The following is a 12153-nucleotide window of genomic DNA, read 5'->3' as shown; positions in this document are numbered from 1 at the left end:
GATCCCATCAAACCTGGCAAGCAGTGCGAAGGATGATGGACATTCCCGCTACATCGTGAAGTATGCGGCTGGAACGGATGCCGCGGCGGGGGCGCAATCCTTGCGTTCCAGCAACGTCACGGTCGCAAGGACTTTTACGAATGCGATGCAGGGGGCCGTCGTGACCGCCACGCCGGCCCAAGCGGATGAGCTGAAGCGTTCCGGACAGGTTGCCGCCGTCGAGGTTGACGCACCGCTCAAGGTGTCGGCTACCGAGCAAGGCGCGCCGTGGGGATTGGACAGGATCGACCAGCGCACCCTGCCGTTATCCGGCACCTATACCCCCGTTGCTTCGGGTGCCGGGGTAGTCGCCTACATGATCGATAGTGGGGTGCTTGCAAGCCACACCGAATTCGGTGGCAGGGTGGCAAGCGGCTGGACTGCGATAGCCGACGGCCAGGGAACAAACGACTGCGATGGCCACGGCACCCACGTCGCCGGAATTGTCGCGGGCCAGACGTACGGAGTTGCCAAAAGTGCCACGATTGTGCCCGTGCGCGTCGTCGACTGTACGGGCAGCGGGTACACCTCCGACTTGATTGCCGGACTCGATTGGGTTGCGGCAAACCACGTTGCCGGTACACCGGCCGTGGCCAATATGAGTATCGGCGGCCCTCCCAGCCCCATGGTCGACGCCGCGGTGCAGGGGCTCATCTCCAAGGGCATCACTGCGGTCGTCGCGGCAGGCAATGCCACGACAGACGCTTGTAATACTTCCCCTGCACGGGTCCTGGACGCCCTTACCGTCGCCGCGAGCGACTCCACGGACCGGCAGGCGTCCTTCTCCAACTTCGGCAACTGCGTCGACCTTTATGCTCCAGGAGTGGGCATCACGTCAGCTGGGATCGCATCGAACACCGCCACGGCCGTCATGAGCGGAACGTCTATGGCGGCTCCGCACGTCACGGGCGCAGTGGCGGCCCTGCTGTCCTTGTACCCGCGGTTGTCTCCGTCCGCCGTCGGGACGCTCCTGCTTTCAGAAGCCTCGTCCGGCGTCGTTTCCGGCTCCAGCCCGGGCACTCCGAACCACCTGCTGTTTTCGACGGTACCCTCACCTGTCTCTGTTGACGCTGCGACGGCGATCACGACGGCGGCTGCCGCGTCCCCAAGTGTCGGTGCAGCGGCCTCTGTGATGGTCTGTGGATTGCGCAACGATGGTTGCTACGAGATGTATCAGGGGGGTGCGATTGTCTGGTCTCCTGCGACCGGGGCGCACCTGAGTGTGGGGGGAATCCGTGCGGCTTGGGCTGCTACCGGTTATGAGAACGGTCCGCTCGGCTACCCGACGACGAATGAAGTGTGCGGGCTGCGGGACGGCGGTTGTTACCAGATGTATCAGGCGGGTGCGATTGTCTGGTCTCCTGCGACCGCGGCGCACGTGAGTCTCGGGGGAATCCGTGCGGCTTGGGCGGCAACCGGTTACGAGAACGGCCCGCTCGGCTACCCGACCACGAACGAAGTGTGCGGGCTGCGGGACGGCGGTTGTTACCAGATGTATCAGGGGGGTGCGATTGTCTGGTCTCCTGCGACCGGGGCGCACGTGAGTCTCGGGGGAATCCGTGCGGCTTGGGCGGCAACCGGTTACGAGAACGGCCCGCTCGGCTACCCGACGACGAACGAATACCCAGCCGGAAACGGCGGGGTGGTGCAGAACTACCAGGGCGGGCGCATCGCATGGTCCCCCGCAACGGGAACGACTGTGAGCTACGGCTGAGGAGGAACCCGTCCCGCTACCCTTCCAGCGTCCTCCGCACGAAGTCCGCGCTCGGCCGTGAATAAGCGGAACCGAGGCGCTCGAAGAGGGCGATTCCAGCCATTCCGGGCCAATCCCCGGGAAGGAAATCCGCCGGCAGTCCCGGATCCAGGTACGGAATGATCCGCCAGCGGTCAATGCATCGGACATAACGCGCGAAGGTTCCGGCCGAGGCCGGGCCGTCGTCGGAACCTTTACCCGGCCCGTCGTCGCCAGCCGCGGAACCATGATGCCGGATGAAGTCGCGATGCAGTTCTGCCACGGCATCCAGGTCCCACCATGCGGATGCGGCATCGCGGAGGCTGCCGCCGACCAGTGGAGTGTCCGTGACGAAGAGCGTAGCCATGCCGCGCAGCTCCAGGTCTTCCAGGATTTCCTCTACTTCCTCCCGAAGCGAATCCGGGCAGATCCACAGCCCGGCTGCCACCGTGCCGCAGCCGATCCAGTGCAATCGCCGCCGCAATTGGTGCCGCTTTTCCCGTTCCGTCTCCGGAATGGAAAAGGACACGAGGCACCAGCGGTCCGCGGCGGACATGTGGCGCGGGTTGAATATCCGCCTGTCGCCGCGGGCGAGCATCGATGCGGCGCCTTCGGTGACAGCAAAGCCGGGAACACCATGACGCAGCTGAGGAACGACGATTTCCTTCTTCTTCAACCGTGACAATGCGGTCCGGGAAACAGCCGCCGTTACATCAAGAGCCTCCATGAGGGCGATGATGTGCCTCGTGGACATCCACCCGCCGGCATCGCGCAGATACAGGCCGATGACAGTGCGAAGCAACGACGTGGTACTCCCGGGCCGGGAGTCCATGTCGTCGAGAACAGCGCTCACAGGAGTTCGGTGAGGGCGTCCCGGATGGCGGCCACTCCCAGCTCAACCTCCGCGTAGCTGGTGCTGAGCGGTGAGAGACCGATCCGCAGTCCGTGCGGGGGACGGAAATCGGGAATGACACCGCGTTCCCAGAGTGTCTGGGTCACCTCGGCGAACAAGGGATGGTCCACCGTGATGTGCGAGCCACGCTCCGCGGTGTTGCGCGGGCTGACAATTTCGACGCCGAGGGGCACCAGCATGTCATCAGCCAAGGCGATTGCGTACTCCGTCAGCTTGATGGACTTCTCCCGCACGGCATCCATGCCCACTGATGCGATCAGCTCAACCATGTCCTTGAGCGGTTGCATGGCCAGCACCGGGGGAGTGCCGGTGATGAAGCTTCGGATCCCTCGTGCCGGTTTGTAGCTTTCCGTCATGCCGAAGGGGTTGTCGGCGCCCATCCAGCCCCAGATCGGCTGTTGCAGGCGGTCCTGCTGCGAAGCGTGGACGTAGGCGAACGCGGGGGAGCCCGGGCCGCCATTGAGGTATTTGTAGGTGCAACCCACGGCAAGGTCCACACCCCAGGCGTCGAGTTCGAGGGGCACCGAGCCTACGGAGTGGCACAGGTCCCAGAGCATGAGCGCACCGGCTTCCTTGACCATCGCGGTGATCGCCGCGGCATCCGCCAGGAAACCGGAACGGTAAGCGACGTGGCTGAGTACGACGACGGCGGTCCGCTCGCTCAGCAGTCTTTCGAGGTCTGCGGTCCGGACGCCGCTGGCCGGATTTGAAGCGACCCACTTGATGGTGGCGCCCTTCTCCGCGGCGATGCCCTCGATGATGAAACGGTCCGTGGGGAAGTTGTCCCGGTCCACGACGATCTCATCGCGGCCCGGTTGGGCGTCGACCGCTGCCCGGATGAGCTTGTAGAGCATCACGGACGTGGAATCTCCCACGGTGACCTGGCCGGCGGCCGCCCCCAGGGTGACGACGCCGATCCGGTCGCCCACCGTGGTGGGCTCGTCCATCCACTGTTCGTCCCAACCACGGATGAGGCGGCTGCCCCACGCCTCTTCGACGAAGGACGCGAGCTTCGCCGACGTCGCTTTGAGCGGCCTGCCGAGCGAGTTCCCGTCGAGGTATGCGGTGAGCTGGCCGTCCGCCGGGGCGTAAAAGGCCTCACGCTGCCCGGCGAGGGGATCCGCTGCGTCGAGCTCGTCCGACGTCGGCCGTTGAGTTTGGTGCGCGCTGTTCATGTCTCTCCTGAAGAAAACTTTGGGGTTGCTGGAACGGGGTTGCTGTTCAGTTGCCGATCTCGGTGCGGACGGCGTAGAGCTCCGGGAAGAAGGTGAGGTCAAGGGCCCGCTTGAGGAAGTCGACGCCCGACGAGCCTCCCGTGCCCACCTTGAATCCGATGGTCCGTTGCACCGTACGCAAATGGCGGAAGCGCCAGGCGTGGAAGTTGTCCTCGATGTCTACGAGGTCTTCGCAAGCTTCGTAGAAACCCCAGGGCGTAGCTTCCGATTCATAGATCTCCTGGAAGACCGGGACGAGGTCCTTCCGGAACGTCCACGGTTCGCTGGTGTCACGTTCCAGGATTTCGGCGGGAACGGCATAACCGGCCCGCGCCAGCACGGCGAGGAAGGCGTCGTAAAGCGTCGGCTCCTCCAGGAGCGTGCTGAGCTGGCTGTGCGCCGCCGGATCGCTCTCGAAGACCCGGAGCATGCCGCGGTTCTTGTTGCCCAACAGGAATTCGACGGCCCGGTACTGGTGGGACTGGAAGCCTGACGAGCTGCCCAGGAAGCGCCGGAATTCGGAGTACTCGCGGGGAGTGAGCGTGCCCAGGACAGACCACTGTTCGGTCATGGTGCGCTGGATCGCCTTGACACGTGCGATGCATTTGAGGGCCTTGGCCAGGTTGTCCGCATCAAGGAGCCGGCGGGCTTCGAGGAGTTCATGCAGGACGAGCTTGAGCCACAGTTCGCTGGTCTGGTGCTGGATGATGAACAGCAATTCGTCATGGTGTTCCGGCGTGCTCAACGGGTGCTGGGCCGTGAGCAGGCGGTCCAGGTCCAGGTACCCGCCGTAGGACATGGCCTGGCTGAAGTCGGTGCGGACCGAATCCTCGATCGGCCTGATGTTTTGGCCCCTGATGCTCGCTTCGGAGTTGCCGGTGCTGTTTTCCATGCATTGAGAGTATCACTCTTGTGACGAACGTCAAGATAGTGAATTTCCGCGAAGCACTGGCTCCCGGTGGCGTTCCAAGGGTTAGTTTTTTGTTGCCTAGGTGAACCGCCCGCGAGGTCTATACGTTGTAAGATCGGCAAGGGGGTATGCGGGCTCCAGGAGGCTCCATGTACCAGCAGACAGTCAGCATCCGGGATGTACCAGCAGACAGTCAGCATCCGGAGGTGGACGGACCAGAACGCTTCCCCGGTCTCGAAAAGATGGCGCTACGCACGCGTACCAAGCTTCGGGCCCGGGACCTCATAGTGCAGAAATACGGAGGCTCCTCCGTAGCCGATGCAGCAGCCATCAAACGAGTGGCCCGGCGGATCGCGGAGACCCGGGCGGCCGGCCACCCGCTGGTCGTCGTGGTTTCGGCCATGGGTGACACCACCGACGAACTGCTTGACCTGGCCGTATCCCTGAGCCCCAGCCCTCCCGCCGGTGAGCTCGACACGTTGCTGACAACGGGTGAACGGATCTCGGTGACGCTCCTGGCGATTGCATTGGCCGACCTGGGTGTTCCTTCCCGGACCTTCAGCGGAAAAAAGGCCGGACTGATAACCGATGGCATCCACGGCAAGGCGCACATCGTCAACGTTGACCCGCACCATATCCGCGCTTGCCTGAAGCGCGAAGAAGTCGCCATCGTCGCTGGTTTCCAGGGCAAGGGCCTCAAGAAGAAAGAGGTCACCACCCTGGGCCGGGGCGGTTCGGACATCACTGCCGTCGCCTTGGCTGCCGCGTTGGGCGCCGGAATGTGCGAGATCTATACCGACGTCGATGGCGTCTATACGGCGGACCCGCGGGTCGTTCCCCGCGCGCGGAAAATCGACACTATTTCAAACGAGGAAATGCTGGAGCTGGCTGCGTCCGGTTCCAAAGTCGTGCATGCCAGATGCCTTGAGTATGCCCGCCGGTTTGGCGTCCCCATCCACGTGCGCTCCTCCTTCAACAGGAGCATCGGAACCATGATTCTGCCAGGCCGGGACCAGGAAGCGGAATGGGACCACAAGCCGGTCTGGGAGCGGGCTCCAGCCGTTGAGCAGCCCGTGGTCTCTGCAGTTCTGTGCGACAACTCCGTGGCGAAGCTGACGTTAATGGGCGTCGCGGACGGCGTGGGAAAGTCCGCAGAGATCTTCGGGCTTCTTGCCGATGAGCGCGCCCAGGTTGAGATGGCCGTTCAAAACACCTCGTCCGCGCGCGCCGGCGGGAGCGACATTTCGCTCGCGGTGCCCGGCCTGGACGGATTCCGTGTCCGTGCAGCGCTCTCCGCTGCCCAGGCGGCCATTGGATTCGTGGACCTCCGCTACGACGGCCAGATCGGCAGGCTGTCGCTGATCGGGCTCGGCATGCGCACTGACCCGCAGGTCTTTTCGCGGCTCTTCAAAGCCCTTTCGGATGCGGGAGCCGAGATCGAGTTGATCTCGGCGTCGGACATGCGCATCGACGTTGCTGTTCGCTCGGATGTGCTGGAGGACGCACAGCGCGCCGTGCGCTTGGCCTTCGGACTGGACCAGGCAGGACTGAACCATGCAGGACTGAACCATGCAGGACTGGACCATGCAGGACAGGAGGCCTCCAAAGCGCCGTAGCGGGGCCGCAGCACCGGCACCCCATCCTCCCCGCGTCGCCAAGGCACGGCAGCGGGAAGCGCTCAATCACTGATCCGCCTCCGCGGATCCCCGGGATAAGGACCCGATCGCCATGAACACTCTCCCGCAGCAGGCTACCTTGACCTCGGCACATGTAACCGGGCCCCTCCCAGGACCCGGATCTGCCGAGTTGCTGGCGCACCAGGAACTCAACGAATCCAATGCCCGCACCTATCCGCGGCATCTTCCCATCGCGATTGCCGAGGGCTCCGGAGCCTTTGTGCGGGACGTCGATGACAACGTCTTCATTGATTTCCTGGCCGGAGCCGGAGTGCTCTCCCTCGGGCACAGCCATCCCGAACTGGTGGAGGTCGTCGCCGCTCAGCTGCGGAGATTGAGCCACGGACTTGATTTCCCGACGCCGGCGAAGGACGCCTTCATGACGGCGCAGCTGTCCATGCTTCCCTGGGGACTTGCCGATCGGATGAAGATCCATTTCTGCGGACCGACCGGCGCAAATGCCGTCGATGCTGCCGTCAAACTATGCAAGACGGCCACCGGGCGCGCGGACATCGTGTGCTTCCAGGGAGCATTCCACGGCAGCAGTGCAGTGGGGATGGCGTTGACCGGACTAGTTGAACAGAAGCAGCCGGTGGCGAACGGGATGCCCGGAGTGCACTTCTTTCCGTACTCCTACTGTGCCCAGTGTCCTCTAGGCCTGCACCCGGAGACCAGTTCGACCAACTGCGTCCTGTTCCTCGAGCATTCCCTCAAAGACCCGCTCGGAGGCATTCCGCTTCCCGCGGCCGTCATCATGGAAATGGTCCAAGGCGAGGGGGGAGTTGTACCGGCCACCCTGGAATTCGCGCGAACAGTGCGCAGGGTGACCCGTGAGCTGGGCATCCCGTTGATTATCGACGAGATTCAGACCGGGTGCGGGCGCACGGGAACCTGGTTCGCATTCGAGCAATACGGGATCGAGCCCGATGTCATCGTCGCATCCAAGGCGCTCAGCGGAATCGGCCTCCCTGTTGCCCTGATCATCTACAACAAGGACCTCGACCGCTGGCTCCCCGGCGCCCACACCGGGACATTCCGCGGAAACCAGCTGGCCTTCGCCGCGGGTGCCGCAGCCGTGGAGATCATCCGGCGCGACGACGTGCTCGGCAACGTCCGGAGCCGCGGCGCGCAGATTGCCCGGCTTCTCGCGCCCTTGGCCGGCAATGCCTGGGTGCGCGAAGTGCGGGGCAGGGGCCTGATGTGGGGAATCGAGTTCGCCGATCCGGAAACAGCGCGTCCTGCCGGAGAGCTGGCCCGCGCAGTGCAGCGAAATGCCTTGGATCTGGGCCTGATACTCGAATGCGGTGGCCGGGACGACTGCGTGGTCAGGCTCCTGCCTCCGTTGAACATCACGGAAGAACTTGTCGACACCGCCTGCGGGCTCCTCCTGGCTGCCATCGCCGAACAAAGTTCCATTGCCGACCAGCGTGCCATTGCCGGACACAGGACCACGACAGGCGCGGCCAGATAAGGTCGCGCCCAAGGCCAGGACGAGGAGGCGAATATGGGGAGGCATGTGGACCCGGGCCGGACCTCCCGTGGAGCGGCCACGGGTGCCCGGTCTATGGTCCTTCTGAAGGACGGTGCCCCGGTCCTGGTCGGCACCTCGCGGGTCAATACGGCGGGCGGCACCCCACGCGGCAACACCATCCGGTGGAGCCCCGGCGAGCGGCTTGAGGAGCTCTTCGAGAACCGGTGCGACAGGCAACGGGCCGAAGGCCGCAGCAGTCATCCTGCCGTGGAAACAGCGGATGGTTCGCTCAGCTACCAAGAGCTCGACGCCCGGGCCAACCGGCTCGCCCGCTACCTTCTTGCCCGCGGGGTACGCCCGGGCGACAGAATCGCACTGCTGTTCGATGACGCGGTGCGGTCCTATGTCAGCATGCTTGCGGTCCTCAAGGCCCATGGTGTCTACGTGCCCCTCGACCCGGCCTTCCCTTCCGAGAGAATCGCCTACATCGCCAAAGACGCCGACGTCACCATGCTCCTGACGGTCTCCCGCCTCGCGGACAGCCTCCTGCCCGGGACTGCGGACCTTGCGGTTCGCGTGGACTTGGAGGATCGCCGGATTGCCGCGTTTGAATCCTCCCGCTTGGCGTGGACGGGGCAGATGGGCCCGGCCGACGGATTGGCCTACATCATCTACACTTCGGGATCCACTGGACGGCCCAAGGGAGTGGCCATAGCCCACGCCAGCATCTGCCACTTCGTGCGGATTGCCGCCGAAGCCTATGGCTACGATTCCCGCGACCGGGTCTACCAAGGGATGACCACGGCTTTTGATTTCTCCGTGGAGGAAATCTGGGTGCCTTGGATGGCCGGGGCCACTTTGGTGCCCCGCCCGCCCGGGAACAACCTCCTCGGGCCGGATCTTGCCGAGTTCATCGAGGCCAGGCACATCACCGCCCTTTGCTGCGTGCCGACCCTGCTCGCCACGCTCGACGAAGACTTGCCCGGGCTGCGCTTCCTGCTTGTCTCCGGTGAAGCCTGCCCGGAGGATCTTGTGGAGCGCTGGCACCGGCCCGGCCGGCGCTTCCTGAATGTCTACGGGCCCACCGAAGCGACGGTGACAGCCACCTGGGGCACGGCGGAGCCCGGCAAGCCCGTAACCCTCGGCAAACCGCTGCCCGGCTATTCGGCAGTCATCCTGGATCCCGTCCGGGACCGTGCACTGCCTCACGGCGAGCTGGGCGAAATCGGCCTGGCAGGCGTCGGGCTCGCCCGGGGCTACATCAACAGGCCCGAACTAACAGAAAAGGCATTCATTCCCGATTTCCTGGGCCTGGAGGACAACCCGTCCCATCGCATCTACCGCACCGGTGATCTCGGCCGGTTCAATGACCACGACGAAATCGAGTACCACGGCCGCACCGACACACAGGTGAAGGTCAGGGGCTATCGGATTGAACTGAGCGAAATCGAAAGCGTTCTTCTGCAGATGCCCGGGATAGCGATGGCTGTTGTGAAGACCTGGGAGCCCGTGCCGGGAATCACGGAACTCGCCGCCTACTTCACGATGCATCAGAACGCACCCAAGGTGGAAGGAACCGACATCCGCGCTTGGCTGCGCGAACGGCTCCCCGCCTACATGGTGCCAGGCTATTTCCAGCCCCTTCGGACCATGCCAATGATGGTCAGCGGGAAAGTGGACCGCAGCAGGCTGCCACATCCCACCGGGCCGCGCGCGGTCAGTACAGACATCGCAGACACCGGGCCGGCGACGCCTACGGAACGGATCCTCGCCCCGGCCTTGGCCACGGCCCTCCAGCTCGCGTCGGTCTCCACCACAGCCCACTTCTTCAACGACCTCGGGGCAAACTCCCTGCTGATGGCTCACTTCTGCGCCAACGTCCGCAAGGCAGCAGGCTCACCCTCAGTCTCAATGCGCGAAATATATGCACACCCGACCATCGCCGCCTTGGCGGCCGCCCTCGACGCCAAGAACGACGAGTCGCTGGCGGGCGCCGACGTCGGGGGCCGGGAATCGGCGACGGCGGAACCGTTCCTGCGCGTGGGGACTGCCCAGTACCTGCTGTGCGGGGTTTTGCAAGCGTTGGCGGCCCTGGCCTACGCCTACGTTGCGCTGCTCATCCCCGTAACCGGCGAGCAGTGGATCGGCGGGTCCCGGCAGCCCGGCGTCCTCGTGGCGCGCTCCGTCGTCGTCGGCACCATATCGTTCCTGGCCTTGGCGGTCATACCCATTGCGCTCAAATGGGCGCTCATCGGCCGGTGGAAAACCGAGGAATTCCCCATCTGGTCCTTGCGGTATGTCCGCTTCTGGTTCGTCAAGACTCTCGTCAACACAAGCCCTGCGCGCTTGTTCGTCGGGACACCGATCTTCCCCCTGTACCTCAAAGCCCTGGGGGCCAGGATCGGCCCAGGGGTAACGATCCTCTCGTCAAGGATTCCGGCCTGCACCGACTTGCTGACGGTAGGGGCCGATACCGTGATCCGGAGGGACTCCACCTTCAACTGCTACCGCGCCCACGCCGGCCGGATACAGACGGGGCCCGTCACCCTGGGCCGCAACGTCCTGATCGGCGAACAGACGACGCTGGACATCGACACGGCCATGGGCGACGACGCCCAATTGGGGCACAGCTCCTGCCTGCATCGCTTCCAGATTGTTCCACCTGGCCGAGCCTGGGCCGGCTCACCGGCCGAGCCCGCCGACGGCAGCTACCGCAGGGCGGGGCAATCCGTCTCTGGGACGGCCCGCCGGGCCAGCTTCAGTTTCTGGACCTTGCTGGTCCACGTGGTACTGGTGTCGTCCATCGGGCTTGCAGCCATCGACGTCGTCCTCGCTTCCCTCCCCACGGGTGAAACAAATCCGGCCAAGCCGCTTTTCTGGCAAGCGCTCCTGGTGATCTCTGCGGTCCTTCTTTTCGGCAGCATCCTGGGCGCCTTCGCCGTCGCCGCCACCGTTCCCAGGCTGCTGGCGTTGCTTCTGGTTCCAGGCAAGGACTACCCCCTCTACGGCGTCCGCTTCGGGCTCCTGCGGACCTCCCAGCGGCTGAGCAATCTCAAAGCCCTCCTCCAACTGACCGGAGACAGTTCCCTGATCGTCTACTACCTGAACGTCCTCGGCTACCACCAGCCGGACTTGGTCCAGACCGGATCCAATTTCGGTGTCGGGCTGAAGCATGACAGCCCCACCCTGACTACTGTCGGCAGCGGCACCATGGTTTCGGACGGCCTGTCGATCATCAATGCCGACTACTCGAACACCGCTTTCCGCCTCACGCCCGCCATCATCGGGGCGAGGAGCTTCTTCGGCAATAACATTGCCTATCCCGCCGGCGCCAGGATGGGGGACAACTGCCTTCTGGGGACGAAGACGATGGTGCCTTTGGAGGGTCCGCTCCGTGAGGGGGTGGGTCTCCTCGGCTCACCGCCCTTTGAGATACCGCGCACCGTGATCCGTGACAACACCTTTGATCGGTTCAGGACCGCAGCGGAACTGAAGCGCCGGATCCCGGCAAAGAACCTGCACAACACCGTGACGGTGATCTTCTACCTGCTTGCGCGGTGGGCCGAACTGTACGTGATCCTCGTTGCCGCCTGGGCATCGCAGGCCCTCCTCCCCGCCGCAGCGGGGCTCGCTGCCGTGGCCGCGTTGGGAACAATCGTCATCACCACGGGCGCCCTGATGATCCTCGTGGAGCGGGCATCCCTCGGCTTCGGAAGACTTTCGCCCACCTTTTGCTCCATCTACGAAGTGCCGTTCTGGCGGCATGAGCGATTCTGGAAACTCGGCGCCGGAGGCATTGTGCAAATGTTCAACGGCACGCCGTTCAAAGCCGTGATCTGGCGACTCCTCGGGGTCCGGATGGGCAAGAAGGTCTTCGACGACGGTTTCGGGATCCCGGAAAGGACCCTCGTCTCGGTGGGGGATTACTGCACCCTCAACGCATACGCCGTCGCGCAATGCCACTCCATGGAGGACGGCGCGTTCAAACTCGATGCGATCAACATCGGGCCCGGGTGCACACTCGGCGTGGGCGCATTCGTCCACTATGGAACCACCCTGCACGAGGGTTCCCAACTCGAAGCCGATTCGTTCCTGATGAAAGGCGAGGACGTCCCGGCCAACAGCATCTTCGGCGGCAATCCCGCACGCGAGCTGACCCGGCAAGCCGTCCCCGGACTGCGCTGACACCAGCGCTTGC

At 64.4% G+C, this 12153-nt stretch carries 7 protein-coding genes; 4 read left to right on the top strand and 3 right to left on the bottom strand.

The genetic code is table 11. The features are described from left to right. The first annotated feature begins 160 nt into the window (after window positions 1-160). A complete protein-coding gene (locus ABEA18_RS19770; protein ID WP_345452003.1) occupies window positions 161-1753 on the top strand; it encodes a S8 family serine peptidase in 1593 nt (530 codons plus the stop codon). A gap of 16 nt (window positions 1754-1769) precedes the next feature. On the opposite strand, the gene ABEA18_RS19765 is transcribed toward ABEA18_RS19770, so the two are convergent. Genes ABEA18_RS19765 through kynA form a run of 3 tightly spaced genes read right to left on the bottom strand, consistent with a single transcriptional unit; the run spans window position 1770 to window position 4790 of the window. Further along, window positions 1770-2624, bottom strand: a complete 855-nt coding sequence (locus ABEA18_RS19765) for a PaaX family transcriptional regulator (protein WP_345452001.1) — start codon at window positions 2622-2624, stop codon at window positions 1770-1772. Next, entirely contained in the window at window positions 2621-3859 is a 1239-nt protein-coding gene (gene kynU / locus ABEA18_RS19760; RefSeq protein WP_345451999.1) for a kynureninase, read from the bottom strand. The genes ABEA18_RS19765 and kynU overlap by 4 nt, the downstream gene beginning before the upstream one ends. Window positions 3860-3905: 46 nt before the next feature. Beyond that, complete coding sequence (kynA, locus tag ABEA18_RS19755) at window positions 3906-4790, bottom strand: tryptophan 2,3-dioxygenase (protein ID WP_345451997.1); 885 nt, start codon at window positions 4788-4790, stop codon at window positions 3906-3908. A gap of 167 nt (window positions 4791-4957) precedes the next feature. Between kynA and ABEA18_RS19750 the strand changes: the two genes are divergently transcribed. The 3 genes from ABEA18_RS19750 to ABEA18_RS19740 all read left to right on the top strand — a co-directional run bounded on the left by ABEA18_RS19750 (window position 4958) and on the right by ABEA18_RS19740 (window position 12140). Continuing rightward, window positions 4958-6424, top strand: coding sequence for an aspartate kinase (locus tag ABEA18_RS19750; protein ID WP_345451995.1), 1467 nt, complete (start codon window positions 4958-4960; stop codon window positions 6422-6424). Window positions 6425-6536: 112 nt separating this feature from the next. Then, window positions 6537-7955, top strand: a complete 1419-nt coding sequence (locus ABEA18_RS19745) for a diaminobutyrate--2-oxoglutarate transaminase family protein (RefSeq protein WP_345451993.1) — start codon at window positions 6537-6539, stop codon at window positions 7953-7955. A gap of 33 nt (window positions 7956-7988) precedes the next feature. Beyond that, window positions 7989-12140, top strand: a complete 4152-nt coding sequence (locus ABEA18_RS19740; RefSeq protein ID WP_345451991.1) for a Pls/PosA family non-ribosomal peptide synthetase — start codon at window positions 7989-7991, stop codon at window positions 12138-12140. Window positions 12141-12153 lie beyond the last annotated feature (13 nt).

The sequence above is a fragment of the Arthrobacter gyeryongensis genome (assembly GCF_039543785.1).
GTDB lineage: Bacteria > Actinomycetota > Actinomycetes > Actinomycetales > Micrococcaceae > Arthrobacter > Arthrobacter gyeryongensis.
This window is presented reverse-complemented; position numbering and strand designations above follow the sequence as displayed.

Bases quoted from the DNA above. Each gene is read 5' to 3' on its own strand.
- kynU (WP_345451999.1), bottom strand. From the start codon at position 3,859: ATGAACAGCGCGCACCAAACTCAACGGCCGACGTCGGACGAGCTCGAC.
- kynA (WP_345451997.1), bottom strand. From the start codon at position 4,790: ATGGAAAACAGCACCGGCAACTCCGAAGCGAGCATCAGGGGCCAAAAC.
- ABEA18_RS19750 (WP_345451995.1), top strand. From the start codon at position 4,958: ATGTACCAGCAGACAGTCAGCATCCGGGATGTACCAGCAGACAGTCAG.
- ABEA18_RS19745 (WP_345451993.1), top strand. From the start codon at position 6,537: ATGAACACTCTCCCGCAGCAGGCTACCTTGACCTCGGCACATGTAACC.
- ABEA18_RS19740 (WP_345451991.1), top strand. From the start codon at position 7,989: ATGGGGAGGCATGTGGACCCGGGCCGGACCTCCCGTGGAGCGGCCACG.